We start from the raw sequence: 17981 nt of genomic DNA, 5'->3' as shown, positions 1-17981 counted from the left end.
AATCATCGGATTAGCGCAAGGAGAAGCAACATGTGCGTGGTATGCGGGTGCGACAGCCCCGGCGATCGGCAAAACGCCGCTCAGGGGCACGAGGGCGCGCAGGCGCACGGCCACTCCGGCTCTCATTCCCACGCCCACCCGGGCGCATCGGGCCAAGACCTGGACTACGGCCTCGGGCCAGCGGGCGTGACGGTGCCCGGCCTCGACCAAGGGCGCACCATCAAGCTCGAGCAGGATGTGCTGGGCGAGAACAATCGCCATGCCGCCGCCAACCGGCGGCAATTCGCGGCACACGACGTGCGTGCGCTGAATCTCGTGTCGAGCCCGGGCTCGGGGAAAACGACGCTGCTGTGCGCGTCGATCGCCGCGCTGCGCGAGCGGATGCCGGGTCTGCCCGTCGGCGTGATCGAGGGCGACCAGCAGACGGCGAACGACGCCGAGCGCATTCGCGCGGCCGGTGCGCCCGCGATCCAGGTGAACACGGGCAAGGGCTGCCATCTCGACGCGGCGATGGTCACGGCGGCCTTCGGGCGGCTGTCGCTGCACGACCATGCTCACGAGCACGCGTCCCTCGCGTCCCACGCACCGCGCAGCGTGCTGTTCATCGAGAACGTCGGCAATCTCGTCTGCCCCGCGGTGTGGGATCTCGGCGAGGAGGCGAAGGTCGCGATCCTCTCGGTGACGGAGGGTGAGGACAAGCCGCTCAAGTATCCCGACATGTTCGCAGCCGCGCGCCTCATGATCGTCAACAAGATTGACCTGCTCCCTTATGTGCAGTTCGACGTCGAGCAGTGCATCGCGTATGCGCGCCGCGTGAATCCGTCGATCGAAGTGATCCGGCTCTCGGCCACGACCGGCGAAGGCCTCGATGCGTGGCTCGACTGGATCGCGCGTGCGCGCGACCCGATTGTCGAGCGCATCGGCGTGCTGGAGAGCGAGCTTGCGGCGTTGCGCGCTGAGCAGCGGCGCGCCGGAGACGCCGTATGACGGCGCATGTGCAGCACCTGCCGCATGCCCTCGGCGATCATACGGTGCTCGCCACCGGCGCGTGGCTGAAGAACGCCGCGTGCGTGTGCATCGGCGGCGAGGTGCACTGGTCGCCGCTGCACGGCAATCTCGACGACCCGGCGCACTGCGTGGCGCTCGATACGTCGGTGGCCGCGCTCGTCGAGGCCGCCGCGCGCGCGGGGCGGCCCGTGCGCGCGATCGCGCACGATCTGCATCCCGACTTCTACAGCACGCGCGTCGCGCTCGAATGGGGCGAGCGGCTCGGCGTGCCGACCGTCGCCGTTCAGCATCATCACGCGCACATCGGCGCGGTCGCGGCCGAGCACGGGTTGAGCGAGCACGTTGTCGGCCTCGCGCTCGACGGCGTGGGTCTCGGCACGGACGGCGCCGCTTGGGGCGGCGAACTGCTGGAAGTGGCGCCCGCCGGCTGGCGGCGCCTGGGCAGTCTCACGCCGCTCGCGCTGCCCGGCGGCGACGTCGCGGCGCGCGAGCCTTGGCGCATGGCCGCCGCCGCCCTGCACGCGCTCGGGCGGAGCGACGAAATCGACCAGCGCTTCGCGGCCGCCGTGGGCGATAGCGCCGCGCGCACGGTCGGCGTCATGCTCGCGCGCAGCCGCAATTGCCCGCCGAGCACCGGCGCGGGACGGTGGTTCGACGCTGCGGCGGGACTGCTCGGCGTGTGCCTGCGCCAGCGCGCCGAAGCCGAGGCGGCCATCGCACTCGAAAGGCTCGCGAGCGGCTACCTCGACGCGCACGAGGCCCCCAATGTGGCGGACCTGTGGCAAGTCACGGACAACGGCGAGCTTGACCTCCGTCCGCTCCTCGCCGAGTTGCTGACGCTCGCGGACGCGGGCGAAGCCGCGCGCGGCGCCGCCGTCTTTCATCTCGCACTGGCTGCGGCGCTCGCCCACTGGGCCACGCTCGCCGCGCAAGGTCGCTCCGTGCTCCTTGGCGGCGGTTGCTTCGCAAACCGGCTGCTCGCCGCGCATCTGCGCACGTCTCTCGCGACGCGCGGGGTGCGCACCCACATGCCCGGCACAGTACCCTGTGGTGACGCCGGCCTCGCGCTTGGCCAAGCTTGGGTTGCCGCATACGATCCGCAGTTACGCGCGATGCTCGCGACTGCGCCAAGAATCAGGAGTTAGCCCATGTGTTTAGCTATTCCCGCACGGCTCATCGAATGGTCTGACGCCGAAACGGCCGTCGTCGATCTCGGGGGCGTGCGCAAGACGGTCTCGCTCGCGCTCGTGCCAGACGCGCGCCCGGGCGATTACGTGATCGTGCATGTCGGCTTCGCGCTGGGCGTGATCGACCCGGAAGAGGCCGAGCGCACGCTCGCGCTGTTCGGCGAAGTCGCCCAGTCGCTTGGCGAGGCGCATGACGCGCCCATCGCGCAACCCGGAGCCGCGCAATGAAATACGTCGACGAATTCCGCGACGGCGAACTCGCCGCGCGCATTGCCGGGCGCATCCAGGCGCAGACGCAGATCGAGCGCCGCTACCAGTTCATGGAGTTCTGCGGCGGTCACACGCACGCGATTTCCCGCTACGGCGTGGCCGATCTCCTGCCTCAAAACGTGCGGATGATCCACGGTCCCGGCTGCCCGGTTTGCGTGCTGCCGATCGGGCGCATCGATCTGGCGATTCGCCTCGCGCTCGAACGCGGCGTGATCCTCTGCACCTATGGCGACACGATGCGCGTGCCGGCCTCGGACGGCCTGTCGCTCCAGCGTGCCAAGGCGCGCGGTGCGGACATTCGCATGGTGTATTCGCCGCGCGACGCGCTGCGCATCGCGCGCGAGCATCCCGAGCGTGAGTTGGTCTTTTTCGCAATCGGCTTCGAGACCACCACGCCGCCCACCGCGCTCGTCGTGCGCGAGGCGGCGGCCAGCGGCGCGGAGAACTTCAGCGTGCTGTGCTGCCACGTGCTCACGCCCGCCGCCATCACTCAGCTGCTCGCCGCGCCGTCCGTCGACGCGAACGCGGTGCCGCTCGACGGCTTCGTCGGCCCCGCGCACGTGAGCATCGTGATCGGCTCCGCGCCTTACGAGGCCTTCGCGCAGGGGTATCGCAAGCCGGTCGTGATCGCCGGGTTCGAGCCGCTCGACGTGTTGCAGGCGATCCTCTTGCTCGTGTGCCAGGTCAACGACGGCCGCGCCGAGGTGGAGAACGAATTCGCACGCGCCGTCACGCGCGCGGGCAATGCGGCCGCGCAGGCGCTAATGCAGGACGTGTTCGAAACGCGCGAGTCGTTCGAGTGGCGTGGCCTGGGCGAGGTCCCGGCGAGCGCGCTGCGCATTCGCCCGAAGTACGCGCGCTACGACGCGGAAAGCCGCTACGAACTCGTCTACCGGCCCGTCGCCGATCATCGCAAGTGCGAGTGCGGGGCGATCCTTCGCGGTCTCAAGCACCCGCGCGACTGCACGCTGTTCGGCACGGTCTGCACGCCCGAGAATCCGATCGGCTCGTGCATGGTGTCGAGCGAAGGCGCGTGCGCCGCGCATTACTCTTATGGTCGTTTCAAGGATATTCCGGTTGTCGCAGCATGAGCCCAGCCCACCCATCTTCGGTCAAGCCCGCCTTCGTGCGGCCCCTGAACTTTCGCGACGGCCGCATCGACATGGGCCACGGCGCGGGCGGCCGCGCGTCGGCGCAACTGATCCGCGAGCTGTTCGTCGCGGCCTTCGACAACGAATGGCTGCGCCAGGGCAACGACCAGGCCGCGTTCGCGCCGCTTGCGCAAGGCCCAGGCGAGCGCATGGTGATGGCCACCGACGCGCACGTCGTCTCGCCACTGTTCTTTCCAGGTGGCGACATCGGCAGCCTCGCCGTGCACGGCACCGTCAACGACGTCGCGATGGCGGGCGCGCGGCCTTCGTATCTCAGCGCGAGCTTCATCCTGGAGGAGAGCTTCCCGCTGGCGGATCTTCGCCGCATCGTCGAGTCGATGGCCGCGGCGTCGCACGCGTGCGGCGTGCCGATCGTGACGGGCGACACCAAGGTCGTCGAGCGCGGCAAGGGCGACGGTGTGTTCATCACCACGAACGGCATCGGCGTCGTGCCCGCGGGCATTCATATCGACGGCTCGCAGGCGCGGCCCGGCGATGTCGTGCTGCTCTCGGGCACGATCGGCGAACATGGCGTGGCGATCATGTCGCAGCGCGAGGACCTGGGCTTCGAAACGCAGATCCGCTCGGACAGCGCCGCGCTGCACACGCTCGTGGCGGACATGCTTGCCGTCACGCCTCGCGTGCGCGTGCTGCGCGACCCCACGCGCGGCGGGCTTGCCACGACCCTCAACGAGATCGCCGGCCAGTCGCGCGTCGGGATGCGCATTCAGGAGCGCGCGATTCCCGTGCTGCCGCAAGTCGATGCGGCGTGTGAGCTGCTGGGCCTCGATCCGCTCTATGTCGCCAACGAAGGCAAGTTGGTCGCGATCTGCGCAAGCGGCGACGCGCCGCAACTGCTCGCGGCGATGCGCGCGCATCCGTTGGGCGTGGCGGCGGCGCGCATCGGCGAAGTGGTCGAGGACGCGCATGGCTTCGTTCAGATTGAGACGAAATTCGGTGGCCGGCGCATTGCCGACTGGCTTTCGGGCGAGCAACTGCCGCGGATCTGCTGATCCGGGTTGCGTGCAACATGGCAATGTACCCACTCCATCGGGTCGGCCGCGGTGAACGGCAGGGTCCCTGTGAGCATCTGATAGAGCGTGACTCCGAATGCGTAGAGGTCGCTGCGCGAATCGATCGAGCGGCTCATCCGCCCAGTCTGCTCAGGCGCCATATAGGCGAGGGTACCGACGATCGTTTCCGGCGGTTCCGGCGATTGCCGTTCATACGTGCGTCGAGAGGCGCTTCCAAAGCCAGTGAGCCGCACGTGGCCGTCGACGCAGTCCACCAGAATATGCGCAGGTTTGATGTCCTTATGCACGAGGCCGTGCTGATGGACTTTACCCAGCGCCGCTGCAATGCCCACAGCGAGGGACAACACATGTCCCACCTCGCCAGGTCCGCCGATTTGCCGCTCGAGCAGTTCGCCAAGCGGATCCTCGAGCACTAGTACCATCCGTGCGTCATCGCGCACCAGCTTCAAAGGGCGCGCTGCCCACTGACTGTTGAGTACGTCCTTCAGCGCGAACTCGTGAGCGAGGCGTTCGAGAAGGGCGGTTGGGGGATGTTCGTCGGCGGGACGTACCACCAGCACACTGCCGGTGCTGCCGGTGGGCTGGACCCGGTAGAGCGTGAACTCGCCATCCTCGCGCAGTATGCTGGCGCTGCGATTTACGTCGGTACCGTGTAGGGAGTCCATCTGACGTAGTTTATCGTCGCGCTCGTGCCCGTCAATCAAGAGAGGCAACTCATTCGTCTGCTCATACAGCGGCGGACGTGCCCTTCAAGCACACTACACGGCAACATCTGTGGAGTCAGCAACGCGTGTAGAGCCAGGCGTTCTTCTCTAGAACCGCCTCAAATCGGCCGTGCTGGAGCCGAATCAGTACTTTCATTTATTGGCTGGCTAGCCCATGTGGCGCGGCCTTGGTCGACACAGCCGTCCCTTCCAACGGCGGAACCTGAAGGGGCTCGATGAGGGCTATCGACTACGTCGCCGCCGGCCCCGGTATCAAGTCGTTCACGTCTACGGCAATACTTATCATTTCTTTGAGGCTGCATGGTGACCGCAACGATGCAGGAAGCGCCGACTTCGTCCTCCGGGTCTTCGTCGTAGTGGTCCATTTCGGCGCGGACGATATACGTGGTGTTTTTCGGCACCACGAAGGTCTCGATCTCGTCGTAGTCGATCCCAGGCTCCATCACATAGCCGCCTCAGAATCCTGACACGAAGTTTCGCGCGGGATATTGCACGGGTATTTGGAAGGATCTAGTGTTCTGTCCCAGAAATAACTTTACGTAAATTCAGATTGTTCTATGATCGAATCACGGTGAGTTGGGGGCGATCATGGGACGCAAAGGAATCGAGCTTGTCGTGTCGGAGCTGGAGCCGAGAGCAATTGCTCTCAATGAGCCGCTCGCGTTCGCTGCCTCACTCTCTCGTGCGCCGGGCAAAGATTATCTTGATGGCCGCTGACGGTCATACCGGTCAAGAGATTGCGACGCAGTGCGAAGTAACACCGCCTGCAATTACGCACTGGAAGAAGCGCTTTGTTGCCCACGGACTTGCCGGTCTGCATGATGAAGCCCGTCCAGGCCGGCCTCGCACGCATGATGATGAAGCAGTCGCGGAATTGCTTGCGAGGATGCTGCATGAGAAGCCGGATGGGGCAACGCACTGGAGCGTGCGCTCCGCTGCTGCGCAGACAGGGATTTCGAAGAGTTCGGTGGCCCGATATCTGTCGTTGTTCGCCGCGCTCAATACGGCAACGGGTGAAGTTATTGCGCAATGTAAGCCGCGCCACCGACATCAGGAATTCCTGGCGTTTCTCAGGCATGTGGATCAGGCGGTGCCTGCCGATCTCGATGTGCATCTGATCGTCGACAACTATGCGACACACAAGCATCCCAAGGTCAGGGCGTGGCTGGCCAGGCATACGCGCTACTACATACACTTCACGCCGACTTACTCAAGCTGGCTGAATCAGGTTGAACGCTGGTTTGGCCTGATTACACAGCAGGCGATCCGTCGAGGGTCGTTCAAGAACGTGCGGCAACTCATCACCAGCGAGCGATATATCGAGCAGTACAACCAACACGGCCGGCCGTTCGTGTGGACCGAGACCGCCGATTCAATTCCAGAAAGTGGCTCGGCTATGCAAAATTATTTCTGGGACAGAACACTGGATCCCGACATTGATCTGCCGAAAATTTGGGCTGATGAAGCGGCGGAGTTTCGTACGGGAGTGGAAATGAAGTTTCCGAGGTTTAAGGTCAGTACCGATCAGCTGAAATCGGTGCAGGGACGCGGCGACCCAAGTCGCTTGCCATTCGACACCTCTTGCGAGTAATCGATAGGAAGACGAGCTTCTACGAGTCAAATCGCAAGACGGCGCGCTTCGCAGGCATCAAAGGACAGCTCGCAGGTCTCGGTGAAGACGCCCCGTACAGATTCCTCGCCGGCGGCAAGCGTACGGAGGCGACCCTTAATTCCGCAAACGGAGCGCTCAAGGGGGCGGTGTATAGCGATATCTCGATTGCAAAAGTCGTTTGGCAGCGTAGGGCCGCTGACCAGAGTGTGGCTCCCGTTGCAAGCGATGCAGGGGTCGTCTAAGTGGGCGTGTGGGAGCTTTAAACGTGGTCGTATCTCCGTCGGTCAGGGATGAGGGTAAAAGAATTGTGCCCGCAGGACTTGCACTCTGACACGATCTTTGGTGCAATTTTTGGCGCTTGCGTTCCTCAAAGCCCCACGCTACAAGGCTTTGCTGACTAGCCGAAGGAGTGCAAGGTGGTGGTATTTAAGGTTTTTCGATCAGATCGCCAGAAATTGCACCAAAAGTACGAATACCCAGCTTGCGCCGGGGTGAGGCCGTTGTTGAACACGATGCTCGAAAAGCCAGTTCGTGTCATCGGCAGCGGTTGGTCGATTTGGACGTCGGCATCCTTTGTCCCTAACCAGACGCATCATTCCGGAACTGGAATAGTTCGAGCCCGCTGACACGGGCTTTCAGGGATTCACCGAAGATTCGCATGCAACGAGGCGAAGGCGCGTCCGAGGTCAGACCTCGTCCCCAGCAAACACGCTGTGCTCGGCAAGCACGGTGTCCTTGTCGACGCACTGCACATGCCAGTGCCCTGCAACGACCGATCCGCTCTCGCATTCAGTGCAGCACCAGAGTGCCTCGCCTGATTCCCCCTCGAACGGGCCAGTTTGGGCTTCCACGGCGAGACCGTCGAGGATGAACAGGGGGCGCGCATTCTGCTGGTCGCACACCAGCGTGCCGCGAGCATCGACCCGCAGCTTTCCCCAGTCGGGGAATTGGAGACCGGCATGACCTTCGCGCGACCACTTGTGGGTGTCGTTGTCGAGCCAAAGGATCGCATAGGCATTCGGGTCAAGGCGGTCGAAGGTGCTGAGATGGAGCGTGATGCGCATGAATTTCTCCGGTCGTGTTCGTGGCTTCGTGACCCGCCACAGTAATCGACGGACATATCAACTGTAGGTGCAGCGGCAAGCTTGTGCATGCGTCAGGGTGTCGCTTGCTGCCGCTTTATACTTACTTGGGCGCCGGCACGGCGCTTCCGCGTCTACCGATTTAAATTCGGCAGGGCTCACGATTTCGATGTACTCCATGTCAGGCGCGTGTTCGAAACGGACGGCGCCTGATGCACGCAATCACCCGCTTCGACGAGCGTTTCCTTGTCGGTGTACACGAAGCTCGCCCCGACTTAGAGCATGCTGACGATATGAAAATCTGCTTCATGCGGGTGCCAGCCCGCGCCCGACTTTGGCGCAAGATTTGCCCTAATATTGCGCGACCACCTTGTGCCCCTGACGATTTCCAGATCACGATAGACAAAGAAATCGCGCAGCCCACCGCGCGTGAGTGACGTGTCCTGCGGCTTGACGTGAGAAAAACCAGTGGTGAGTCCGGTTTGCATGACAGGTCTCCCGAGTGCGATGGAAGAAGGGGCACTAGGTTTGGGAAGCACGACGTCTTCCAGCATCCAGAATTTGACTTGGCACGCGGTGATGGTTGCCCCTGTTTCCGGATTTGTGACAGACCTGGATCGACGTCACGCTATCCATCGGCCGGCTCGCATCGACGCCAGGCTTCTGGCTGACGTACACCGTTCCTGCGAGAGCCAGCCCTCGTGGCACGTTGACTCTTATGTGATACCTGATAAAAGTGCGCGAGAGTGCCCCGGTCAACGGCGGAGTATGAGCGCAGCGTCCGCCGTCCTTGCTGGTGCAAGCCGCTTCGGGCGGCATGTCGACTGCGCTCATTCAGATGGATTGTGCTGCCGGCTTCGTGGCCACGTCGCACAATGACGAGGGTGCCGCGATCGCCGAGCGCCTCGGCGCCAACCGGATATTCCGCCACGCCGATCAGTTGCCGCGCCGCACTGATGCAGTCGTGACAACATCGGGGCCGTGACCTGGGCGGACAGCCTGAGGGCTGTCAAACGTGGCGGCGTCGTGGTGATCAATGGGGTCACGAGCCGCCCTGCCGCGGAAACCGATCTGCTTCGCATCTTTATCGAGCAGGTCGACATACGTGGCACGCTCGACGTAGGACGCAATAAATTTGACACTACCCGTTCCCTGTAACCAAGAGCCAAAGCGCGCCCCTCGTGACGGTTTTATTTACCTTTGAATCGTAATAAAAGCGTCAATTCGCATAAGTCCGCATTAAATTCGTCACTTCGCCTCCTAAACTTCGAATCCCGACCGTAACACCTGCGCACGCGTCTTCGCGTGCCTGCCGGCGATGCATGACGAGTTCCTGCGCCAGTGCCGCTCGGTGGGCCTGACTGCAGCGGATTATCCGTTCAACATCGCGGGGCATGCGATCCGTTCCCTGTCGTGCCGGCTGAAGGCGGAAATGCTGCGCAGTTTTGGTACAGCCGCGCGCGCCGCCGGTGCATCGCACCTGAAAGGGGGGGCCGCGCTTTGATGACGACGTGAAGGTGCCGGCGACTCGTCCCTGTCAGGTCGTCGAATTCGACGGCCACCGGCTCGATATCTGCCCCAAGTCCGTGGTGCGCGATCCGCTGTGATTTGAACACGAATTCGAAATGGAACGTGTCTGGCTGCTGGTGATCATCGACGTGTACACGCGCGTCGTGCTGGGCTATCACATCGTGCTGGCGAGCGAGTACAGCCGCTACGATGTCATCAAGACCATCGAAAACGCGCTTGAGCCTCGTCGCGTGAAGGACTTCACGATCGCCGGACTCGGCTACGGTGCGCAAGAGGGTTTCGCGTCGCAGCGTATGCCGGAGCTCGCGTATGCCGTGTGGGAACGTATGAAGCTCGACAACGCAAAAGCGAACCTGGCCGACGACACGATCAGGGCACTTTGTGAATTCGTTGGGTGCCTTGTCGATGCGGGGCCGCGCCACAGCCCGGACGAGCGACCCTACATCGAGCGTTTTTTCGGGACCGTCGCAAGCCGCCTGTCGTCGCGCCTGCTAGGCTACACCGGCTCGCATCCGCGCGATCTGCGGCGGGCGCTGGCTGATCCGAAGGGTAGCCTGCGTTTGTATGTTTCCCTCGACGAGCTCGAGGAACTGGTCGAATACGCGATCGCGAGCTACAACGGCACGCCGCACCGTCCGGGCCGCACAACGCCACGCGAAGCGCGCCTGCGGTAGCGCCCCGGGCCCTGGATCCCGGCCACGCGCTTCGCAGTAGCTGGGCCCCGCGCCCCCTGCGCGCGCCGCACGTGCCCAGCCGCCTCCCCGCCCCCTGGCGGGTGCCGCGCCGGCCTAGGCGCCCGTCCTGCAGCAGTTCGAGTTTGCTCGCAGCTATGGCAGTCTTGACGAGTTTCTGGCGCAATCGAGCGCGGAGAAGGGGGGCCAGCGGGGTGGGAAACAACTGCCTGCTGGATACAGTTCTTCAGTTCGTGCGCAACATCAGGCGACAGCCCGGGGTGGAAACGGAGCAGACGAGGGAACTCGAGGCGCAGGCATTGCGAAGTGGGCTGATCGCGGATGGCCTGGCCGATGAGCATGACTTCATCGACATCTACGCGGCCGGGGACAGGCTCGCGCGCAGCCTTGACATACGCATCCAGACCATTGAGGTCGATCAGAGTGGGCGGGTCACAGCTCATCCGGTTCTTGGTCAGCAAGGCCGGCTTGTGCATATCCTCCATACGCCTGCTCACTTTCAGCCATTATGGCCGCGCCCGCCAGGATCATAAAAAATCTTGGACGGCAGTCATATTGCACCTCCTGCCATGGGCCATGAGGGCGTATTCCACGCCAAACCGAACGCTGACTCCACGCCTGCCCGAGCGCGAATTCCACGCGTAACCGAGCAGTAAGCTGGAGGGATGGCGACGCGGGATAACCGTAAGCGCTAAATTCACCACACCCGATGGAGAATCGTTCGCAACCGAGAGGCGAGCGTGGCCGCATCGCGGCGGCCTGGCATGGCCGACGATGTCCACGACTGCACTCGGGTATTGCGCGCCGACTTCATGGGTGGCGCGCAATTGGCCGATCAGTTCGCGCTCGTTTCGGCTTGCCGTTTCGCGTAGTTGAACGGCAGCAAATCGCTAATGTCGGCGTCCGGTGCTCGCTGTCACGGGGCGGCGTAATCGAGCCGGGGATGGGCGGCGTAATGGAGCCAGCGGAAGCGGGGGTAAAGCGCAGATTCGAACGGCTTCAAGAATGCCGTTTTTTGCCCGATTTGGCAACCGCGTTTTCACTGCTCGCCGGCATCGGTTTGGGCTTGCGGAAGCTCTCTCCCTCGATTACGACGCGATAGGCACCGTGTCGTAGCCGGTCCACATCACGGCGCCCAGAATGCGGTTGTCGGGGAACGCGTCGCCCCATTCACTCAGATCTAAATTTGACGTGACGGTCAAAGCCGCTCGCTCGTACCTGGCGGCGATCAGGTCGTGGAAGTCTTCGTCGTGGGGTGGGTGCAGCGGTTTGACTGCGAAGTCGTCGATGATGAGCAGCGGCACACGTACGAACTGCTGGAACTTACGCTCGTCCAGGTCTGTGGCGCGAGCTGCGTGCAGTTTCTTGAGCAGATCAGTCTGTGAGATGAACAACACGTCACGCCCTTGCCGGGCCGCGCAGTGGCCCAATGCCTGCGCCAGGTGTGACTTGCCGACGCCTGTTCCGCCGACCAGCAAGACACAGACCTTCTCGTCGATGGAGCGACCGGTAGCGAGATCGTGGATATAGGCTCGGTTGAGCTTGGGCCCCAGATCGAAGTTGAACGTCTCGAGCCGGCACGGGCAAGCCGCACGCCCAACTTCTTCGTGTCGCGTCGAGCGATCTCGTCATGCAGCAGCATTGCGAGGAACTCGGTGTAGGCAAGCTGCCCGTCAATGGCTTCGCGGTTGCGCTGCTCGAGCGAGTCAAGGATGCCCGAGAGGCGCAGCTGCTTGAGGATGGGGTTCAGTTCGGGACTCGGATTCATGGCTGGCTTAATGGATCAGAAGGGATTGAAGGTCGCGGCCGAATCGGCCACCATTCAGGTTGGTATCGGTGGGCGCCGTTGCGGTAGATGGCGCCGCAGCCTCGCTGTCGAGCCCCTTGTCGAGGATCGTCTTGATGGTGCGATAGTGGGGACCGGAGAACGCGAGCGCGCGCTCGCATGCGGGGTTCAGGCGCTCATCGCCCACCTTCTCGCGTAGGCGCACGATGCCCTTTGCGCCGCGCAGGTTTTCCAGCACCGTGTTGTTGAACATCGCGAGGATGACGGCGTGGCGGGCTGGCCCGATGTCCTTCGCGCGCGCGAGGCACCACTGGGGATCGTGCTTGAGCCAGGCCTGTGCCTCGGGCGGCTGGTGGTCGCGCACGGTGTGGCGGTCCCCCGGTTTGCGTAGCCGTGGATGGGTTGCGACGAGCTCGTGCCGGTGGAACGCCTGCACGACCGTGTCGGTGGCCTTGAGCCATAGCTGCTTGCCGACCAGCGTGAAGGGCACTGAGTACAGCGCCTTCTTGTAGACAACGTGGCCGTCCGTATACACCTTGACCTCGGACCACACGGCCAGTACTGGCGGCACATCGGGCAGGCGCGTGGGCAGCGGCCGCTCGATCGCAAAGCGCGTGAGCGGCCGCTCGTGCGTGGTGCCGTGATCGCGCACGCCGGCCTGCTGCAGGATCCGCTCGCGCAACTGACGGTTCGCGTCGGCCAGATCGCGGAACTCGCGTAGTGGTACGAAGGACTTCTTGGCGTACTTGACTCCGGATTCAACGATTCCCTTCTTGGCTGGGTCGTGCGGCGGACATGGTTCGATGCGGAAACCATACGTTTCGGCGACCCCCGCGTAGGAACGCTGGACTTCGGGGCTATGCATGCAGTGCCGGATGATCGCGCACTTGGCGTTGTCGATCGTCACCCGGGAAGGACAACCCCTGAACCATTCGAAGGCGCGGCGATGACAGGCCAGCCACGTCTCGACGGTCTGGTCAAGCACAACCTCGGCATACTGATACCGGGACCAGCACAGGGTCATGACGAAGATCCACGTCTTGAGCGGGATGCCGGACTCGTGCGTGAGCACGGGGCCGGCGCCGAAATCAACCTGGGTGGCTTCGGCGGGCGCGAATTCGAGGGTCGTCGTTGCCTTGACGACGCGTTCTGCCGCAAGCCGGCGCAGCATGCGCTTCACGGCGTCGTAACTGCCGGTATACCAACAGTGCCCCTTTCTCCCTTTCCCCGCCGCTCCAGATAGATTTTCCAACGTAGTTCCATGACCGTCTCCCCAGCGCCGCTCAACGGTCCAGTGTAGTCGTTGCCGTCGACTCCCGCCGGCCTCGTCCGCTCCCCCTAATTCAGCTAGCGCGATCAAGAGCGCGGGCGAGGGGGCACCATGGCGTCCTCTGACGAGATAGACAGCCGTGCCGCGAAGGTGGCGGCGGTGTTAGGTGTTGCGACCGCTCGGAGGGGGCCGCTGACTCGAGTTCAGTCTAAGCGCGCTGGACAGTTGCTTGACGTCCGGACAACTGCCTATCGGCTGCGGCAGCGATTTTTGGCGAACCCTGTGACGAGTGCTCTCGATCCGCAGCACCGTGGTCCGACGCCGGGCGGTCGCCGATTAAAGCTGCGTGTCGCGCGGCTCGATCGCGGACGCCTGAGGCGCGTTGGCCTTACACTCCGGCTTTGGTGCAATTTTAATAGCAGTGAGAAGCAGCGTGTTTGCGGCGACCTCATTGAGCAGAAAGAACTGCCTTCCAAATAGCGGGCGCATTTGTATCTTCGAGGCGCAGGTTCGTAAGGTCAAATTGCGCCTTCCGAATGCGATGCATCAACTCGATGCCCGAGATCGTGACGGTCGCGTTTCTGAAGCATTTGAAGCCGAGCATCGCGTTGACCCTGGACTTGATGTTGCGCTGATCTTGCTCGATCAGATCATTCAAGTATCTCAAGGACCGCAACGTCGCGTCTTTAGGCAAGGTCCCATCGGCATTCATTTCGCACACCGCGCGGTGAGGCGCGTAACCGTCCAGCGTGATCGTAGCCCGAGGGCGCCCCTGACTTCTGATCGTCTTCGCAAAGAACGCCTGGGCCGCAGCCACATTTCGCTTGGCGGGAGTCAAAGTCGATCGTTTTCCCGCCCGGTCAAGCCGCGGTAAAGATAGACACATTTGGCAGGGATCTTCACATAGGTCTCGTCGATTGACTGACCGGCTTTCAAGGCCAGCCGATTCCAGCGTTTGACGAATTCCGGCGTGAAGCGCTGGGCCCAGCGCATGATCGTCGTGTGCGACATCGACAGACACGCTTGGCAATCATTTCAGCGAGGTGAAGTCTGAGATTGTAACGCAGGTACCAGCGCACACAGAGGACAATAACTTCGCGAGCGAAGTGGCGCCCGTTGAGCAATCCGTCAATGTCTTTTAGCTTACGCATTGGCTCGTGCTCGTCAAAATCCCGAGCGTAACAGACCAGCGCACCCAAATTGCACCCTACCGTCGCGGAGAAGCGATCGCCGTGATAAAAGCAGTTCGGTATTTTGCATTGCAAGTTGTCACCCGACGCCGCTGTCAGCAACGTGACATTGCTGAAGCTACCGGCTGAAAGCTGATTTGGCGAAGCCATCAGCGCGCATATTTCTCGCACGCATGCATTCGTTACGTGGATCTGTGTTATCCAAACAATCGATTTTTAGTCGACATGGAAATGCCGCATAGTGCGTTCGGCGATGTACTGGGCGTCACGAATGCAAATTTTCATGACCTGCCTGAACGCAATTGGCGTTGTCGACGCGAATATGGTTGTGTCGCGTTAGTGCCGGAACGCTAGAATGCGCGTCTGACGAACTGGTACTGACCCGATGAATAAGAAGGCACTGACGCCACGAACGGCCCTTGCCCCAGAAGTTGCGAAGGTTCTGAAGCGACTGCACCATCCGCTCGATGTCATGCTGCTGATGTGCGTGCCCTCGTATGTGGACTATGGACTGAGCCTGCGAAATCTGGAAAAGATGATGGCTGAGTGCGGCACCGATGTCGATCATTCAACCGTGCACCGGTGGGCGGTCAAGTTGCTGCCCGTTCGGGAAAAGCCATTTGGCGTCGCAAGCGCGAAGTCGTCAGGAGTTGGCGCGTGGATGAGACTGATATCAAGGTCAAAGGACAGTGGAAGTACTTGTACCGGGCCGTGGACAAAGCGGGAGACGCGATCGATTTCTGACAAGGCTGCCGCGAAGCGCCACTTTGAAAAATCGATCGAGCGCAACGGCGCACCCGAGGCGGAGACCGAACGACAAGAGTGGGGCAAATCTCGCTGCGTTTGAGTCTATCAACGCCGGGCGGGAGACGCCGATCAGTATCCGTCAGTCGAAGTATCTGAATAACATCGTCGAGCAGGACCACCGCGCGATCAAGCGCGGGACCCGCCCGATGCTCGGGTTTAAGAATCTCGTTGCGTCCGCATTCTCCTGGGTGGCATCGAAGTCATACACATGATCGTCAAGGGAAATTGAACGATGGCGGCGTTGGTACAAACTCCCGCACAGCAGTTATGTTCGCTGGTTGGATAAGGAAATCCATACCATACCGGTCTTGGACGGCCTCTCGGTCTTACTGCGACAGAACCCGCCCGACCCCGGCATTGAATCAGCAAAGGGCGGAACGCGTGGCGGCGTCCCGATACAGCCTAACGACTTCGGACTGGAAGAGGTTATGAACCGGATGTCACGAGCGGCTAAGCGATCCAGTTCGCGTGCCGGTGAGCCGCTAACCGCGATCCCGCAAGACGGCCAATCTGGCCTGCGCGACTGGTCAGAGCTGGCGGCCGGGATCGAGCGGGGCCGCTACGACGGTATCGCACGATTTTTCCATTGGACATTTGCTGTCTGGATTATTTACGCCAGTGTAGCGGGTTACTCGCTCACCCGGGTCGCCAATGGACCTGTGCATGATTTCCTGTCGCGACTGAACATGTCGATAGCAACGGTTCTGATTGTGCTTTTTCCGCTGAGGGTGGGTTGGAAGCTGGTCAGAATCGCGCCACCTGCGCTGCCCGATGTGTCCGTCGAACAGCAACTACTGGCACGCGTAGTACATCTCTTGATTTACGTCATGATCTTTGCAGTGCTGGCGAGTGGCTTCCTGATGGTGCCGAATGGCTATCCGTTTTTCGGACTGGTTGAAATCCATACTCCGTTCCAGAAAGGCCCGCTAACCGACGAATTGTTCGCGGTGCATCGCGCAAGTTGCGCACTGCTGGTTGGACTGGTCATGTTGCACGTGGTAGCGGTAATCAAGCACCAACTGATCTCGCGTAACGACGTGCTGCGAAGGATGCTTTAAATACGGTTTGTCTTTCATGGTCGCTGCATTTTTCATTGATGCCTGTATCTGGGAAAAGACCCGCCGGTCAAGGTGGCCCAAAACATCGACCTCATGGAGGTTAGCACATCTTAAATTTTCCGCACGGCGTTGCCGCGCAGCATGGCATGGATTCGCGAAACGCGGCGCCATCAATGCGTATTTCACGGCACCCGAGCCTGGAATTAAGCCGCCATCGACAGGCACGCCCGAAAGACCCTTTTGAACCGGCCGAGTGCCGCCAGCGCATGCTCAGCGCCCTACGGCTGCTCAATCTCGCGCTGCTGGACCGGCTGGGCACCCGTCGCGAGCAGTTCGTTTCCAAGGCGTGCGCCTATTTGTTCAATTCTTCACACTCCAGCTCGAAGCCCTCAACGTCCCGCGACAGGTGTACTGGATTCCTTGCGTTAGAGAGCATCAACCAGCACGGCCGGTCAGCGACAACTATTTTGGCCGGTCAACGGGGTAGTTGTCGTTCGATATCAGCTCATATTTGACGTTTCTCCTTCGTAGTTGTCGTTGCGTGATCGTGTAGTTGACACACATCGTTACTGCGACAACGTTGTCGTGGTCAGGCAACTGGGCGCTGAACGGATTGGCAGGGTTGTCGTCGTGCAATTGACGCCGCAGTGCATTTTGTTTGTCGCCGGCCTTGCGGCGGCGGTAGCTTTCGACGTTGAGTTCGAAGGTCGTCGAGTGATGCACAAGCCGGTCGATGGCGGCGATGTCATGCCGGGGTCGGGGAGCACGTCATTCCAGTCCGAGAATGTTTCGTTTGCAGTTATCGGAAGACTTTTTCGCTCATACCTCTCTGCAATCCGCTCGAACAGAACGCTGGCCTCGGCCTGATCCTTGCGAGCATACGACAGGTCGTCCAGTAACGTTTTGCATAACGTTACTCGATCTATGTGTAGTGCACCGTTATGTGGAGTCCGGTGGGTCAAGGCATAGTGATAGTCGGAAGCCGTGATTCGAACTCCACATAAGTATCAGAGCCGCTTCAACCAGTCGATAATCGGCAAGCGTCCGAATGTTCCTCGGTCGGCCGATACCTTCGTCAATATGTCTGGAAACACTTGAGGGAGTGCCTGGCGCTTCATGTCGATGTCTGATTGCGCATAGCGCATCGTTGTATCGAGACTCGCGTGACCAAGCCATTGGCTAATCGCTGGGAAGTCTACACCTGACTTTAACAAGGAGAGCGCTGTCGTATGCCTCAGAGAATGAGGGTGGATGCGTTTCTCCCGGAGGGTAGGTACGGTCGCTCCGGCGGCGACCAGATGCTTGCGAAGCAGGTAGTACACCCCGAAGCGGGTGTGCTTGTCGCCGCGATTATTGACAACAGTGCTGTGGTTGCATTAAGCGGATACGGGCGTTCTTCGACGAGTCGCTGCAACAACTTGGCAGTCTGCGGCCAGATCGGACAGACGCGGAGAACCTGTCCGCATTTTTGTGGGCGAGGCGGTTAAAAAAAACGCTACCCGCGCGCCCGCGTAAACCGCTCGCCAAACAGGATGGCAAACTGGTTCATCGCAGATTTCCAGTCATAGGCATGGCGCAC

General features: G+C 61.8%; 13 protein-coding genes and 8 pseudogenes. 12 read left to right on the top strand and 9 right to left on the bottom strand.

Annotated features, from left to right (window positions below; translation table 11 throughout):
- The first annotated feature begins 30 nt into the window (after window positions 1–30).
- The 5 genes from hypB to hypE are packed head-to-tail and all read left to right on the top strand — an operon-like array spanning window position 31 to window position 4629.
- Complete coding sequence (hypB, locus tag AB4Y36_RS33925) at window positions 31–987, top strand: hydrogenase nickel incorporation protein HypB (RefSeq protein ID WP_069269201.1); 957 nt, start codon at window positions 31–33, stop codon at window positions 985–987.
- The gene (locus AB4Y36_RS33920) at window positions 984–2153 is read left to right on the top strand and encodes a carbamoyltransferase HypF (protein WP_368618930.1); all 1170 of its coding nucleotides are present in this window, start codon (window positions 984–986) and stop codon (window positions 2151–2153) included. Before hypB ends, AB4Y36_RS33920 begins: the two co-directional genes overlap by 4 nt.
- Window positions 2154–2156: 3 nt before the next feature.
- A complete protein-coding gene (locus tag AB4Y36_RS33915) occupies window positions 2157–2423 on the top strand; it encodes a HypC/HybG/HupF family hydrogenase formation chaperone (RefSeq protein WP_069269199.1) in 267 nt (88 codons plus the stop codon).
- Window positions 2420–3556, top strand: coding sequence for a hydrogenase formation protein HypD (gene hypD, locus AB4Y36_RS33910; RefSeq protein WP_069269198.1), 1137 nt, complete (start codon window positions 2420–2422; stop codon window positions 3554–3556). Before AB4Y36_RS33915 ends, hypD begins: the two co-directional genes overlap by 4 nt.
- The gene (gene hypE, locus AB4Y36_RS33905) at window positions 3553–4629 is read left to right on the top strand and encodes a hydrogenase expression/formation protein HypE (RefSeq protein ID WP_368618929.1); all 1077 of its coding nucleotides are present in this window, start codon (window positions 3553–3555) and stop codon (window positions 4627–4629) included. Before hypD ends, hypE begins: the two co-directional genes overlap by 4 nt.
- A gap of 8 nt (window positions 4630–4637) precedes the next feature.
- Here the strand turns inward: hypE and AB4Y36_RS33900 are convergent.
- A pseudogene (locus tag AB4Y36_RS33900) lies at window positions 4638–5315 on the bottom strand (serine/threonine protein kinase); the annotation flags it as partial.
- Window positions 5316–5590: 275 nt separating this feature from the next.
- Between AB4Y36_RS33900 and AB4Y36_RS33895 the strand changes: the two are divergent.
- Together AB4Y36_RS33895 and AB4Y36_RS33890 are read left to right on the top strand one after the other, a co-directional pair.
- Complete coding sequence (locus AB4Y36_RS33895) at window positions 5591–5842, top strand: hypothetical protein (protein ID WP_368618928.1); 252 nt, start codon at window positions 5591–5593, stop codon at window positions 5840–5842.
- A 121-nt stretch (window positions 5843–5963) separates the two neighbouring features.
- A pseudogene (locus AB4Y36_RS33890) lies at window positions 5964–6753 on the top strand (IS630 family transposase); the annotation flags it as partial.
- Window positions 6754–7673: 920 nt separating this feature from the next.
- Here the strand turns inward: AB4Y36_RS33890 and AB4Y36_RS33885 are convergent.
- A complete protein-coding gene (locus AB4Y36_RS33885) occupies window positions 7674–8051 on the bottom strand; it encodes a DUF3564 family protein (protein ID WP_342922276.1) in 378 nt (125 codons plus the stop codon).
- Window positions 8052–8108: 57 nt separating this feature from the next.
- Window positions 8109–8557: pseudogene (locus AB4Y36_RS33880) on the bottom strand (cupin).
- Window positions 8558–8886: 329 nt separating this feature from the next.
- Between AB4Y36_RS33880 and AB4Y36_RS33875 the strand changes: the two are divergent.
- The 3 genes and pseudogenes from AB4Y36_RS33875 to AB4Y36_RS33865 all read left to right on the top strand — a co-directional run bounded on the left by AB4Y36_RS33875 (window position 8887) and on the right by AB4Y36_RS33865 (window position 10824).
- Window positions 8887–9054 (top strand): hypothetical protein, encoded by a 168-nt coding sequence (locus tag AB4Y36_RS33875; RefSeq protein ID WP_218108692.1) that lies wholly within the window; start codon window positions 8887–8889, stop codon window positions 9052–9054.
- A 302-nt stretch (window positions 9055–9356) separates the two neighbouring features.
- A pseudogene (locus tag AB4Y36_RS33870) lies at window positions 9357–10231 on the top strand (integrase); the annotation flags it as partial.
- Between the two features lie 320 nt (window positions 10232–10551).
- Window positions 10552–10824 (top strand): hypothetical protein, encoded by a 273-nt coding sequence (locus tag AB4Y36_RS33865; RefSeq protein WP_368685328.1) that lies wholly within the window; start codon window positions 10552–10554, stop codon window positions 10822–10824.
- A gap of 466 nt (window positions 10825–11290) precedes the next feature.
- Here AB4Y36_RS33865 and istB read toward each other — a convergent pair.
- The 4 genes and pseudogenes from istB to AB4Y36_RS33845 all read right to left on the bottom strand — a co-directional run bounded on the left by istB (window position 11291) and on the right by AB4Y36_RS33845 (window position 14358).
- Window positions 11291–12059: pseudogene (istB, locus tag AB4Y36_RS33860) on the bottom strand (IS21-like element helper ATPase IstB).
- 7 nt (window positions 12060–12066) lie between these two features.
- Window positions 12067–13278, bottom strand: a pseudogene (gene istA, locus AB4Y36_RS33855) (IS21 family transposase); the annotation flags it as partial.
- Between the two features lie 517 nt (window positions 13279–13795).
- The gene (locus AB4Y36_RS33850; protein WP_368618927.1) at window positions 13796–14185 is read right to left on the bottom strand and encodes a DDE-type integrase/transposase/recombinase; all 390 of its coding nucleotides are present in this window, start codon (window positions 14183–14185) and stop codon (window positions 13796–13798) included.
- Window positions 14182–14358, bottom strand: coding sequence for a hypothetical protein (locus AB4Y36_RS33845; protein ID WP_342922278.1), 177 nt, complete (start codon window positions 14356–14358; stop codon window positions 14182–14184). The genes AB4Y36_RS33850 and AB4Y36_RS33845 overlap by 4 nt, the downstream gene beginning before the upstream one ends.
- Window positions 14359–15083: 725 nt before the next feature.
- Here AB4Y36_RS33845 and AB4Y36_RS33840 point away from each other — a divergent pair.
- Together AB4Y36_RS33840 and AB4Y36_RS33835 are read left to right on the top strand one after the other, a co-directional pair.
- Window positions 15084–15556: pseudogene (locus tag AB4Y36_RS33840) on the top strand (DDE-type integrase/transposase/recombinase).
- A gap of 96 nt (window positions 15557–15652) precedes the next feature.
- A complete protein-coding gene (locus tag AB4Y36_RS33835) occupies window positions 15653–16402 on the top strand; it encodes a cytochrome b (RefSeq protein WP_368685327.1) in 750 nt (249 codons plus the stop codon).
- A gap of 648 nt (window positions 16403–17050) precedes the next feature.
- Here AB4Y36_RS33835 and AB4Y36_RS33830 read toward each other — a convergent pair.
- Window positions 17051–17301: pseudogene (locus tag AB4Y36_RS33830) on the bottom strand (ATP-binding protein); the annotation flags it as partial.
- Window positions 17302–17409: 108 nt separating this feature from the next.
- The gene (locus AB4Y36_RS33825; RefSeq protein WP_368618925.1) at window positions 17410–17724 is read right to left on the bottom strand and encodes a tyrosine-type recombinase/integrase; all 315 of its coding nucleotides are present in this window, start codon (window positions 17722–17724) and stop codon (window positions 17410–17412) included.
- Window positions 17725–17981: the final 257 nt, after the last annotated feature.

The sequence above is a fragment of the Paraburkholderia sp. BR10936 genome, assembly GCF_040965735.1.
Taxonomy (GTDB): Bacteria; Pseudomonadota; Gammaproteobacteria; order Burkholderiales; family Burkholderiaceae; genus Paraburkholderia; species Paraburkholderia nodosa_A.
The sequence above is the reverse complement of the archived record's forward strand: the minus strand, read 5'-3'. Positions and strand labels throughout refer to the sequence as shown.

What these genes read in the sequence shown, in the direction of transcription:
- hypB (WP_069269201.1), top strand. Translation starts at nt 31, where the DNA reads ATGTGCGTGGTATGCGGGTGCGACAGCCCCGGCGATCGGCAAAACGCC.
- AB4Y36_RS33920 (WP_368618930.1), top strand. Translation starts at nt 984, where the DNA reads ATGACGGCGCATGTGCAGCACCTGCCGCATGCCCTCGGCGATCATACG.
- AB4Y36_RS33915 (WP_069269199.1), top strand. Translation starts at nt 2,157, where the DNA reads ATGTGTTTAGCTATTCCCGCACGGCTCATCGAATGGTCTGACGCCGAA.
- hypD (WP_069269198.1), top strand. Translation starts at nt 2,420, where the DNA reads ATGAAATACGTCGACGAATTCCGCGACGGCGAACTCGCCGCGCGCATT.
- hypE (WP_368618929.1), top strand. Translation starts at nt 3,553, where the DNA reads ATGAGCCCAGCCCACCCATCTTCGGTCAAGCCCGCCTTCGTGCGGCCC.
- AB4Y36_RS33895 (WP_368618928.1), top strand. Translation starts at nt 5,591, where the DNA reads ATGAGGGCTATCGACTACGTCGCCGCCGGCCCCGGTATCAAGTCGTTC.
- AB4Y36_RS33885 (WP_342922276.1), bottom strand. Translation starts at nt 8,051, where the DNA reads ATGCGCATCACGCTCCATCTCAGCACCTTCGACCGCCTTGACCCGAAT.
- AB4Y36_RS33875 (WP_218108692.1), top strand. Translation starts at nt 8,887, where the DNA reads ATGTCGACTGCGCTCATTCAGATGGATTGTGCTGCCGGCTTCGTGGCC.
- AB4Y36_RS33845 (WP_342922278.1), bottom strand. Translation starts at nt 14,358, where the DNA reads ATGTCGCACACGACGATCATGCGCTGGGCCCAGCGCTTCACGCCGGAA.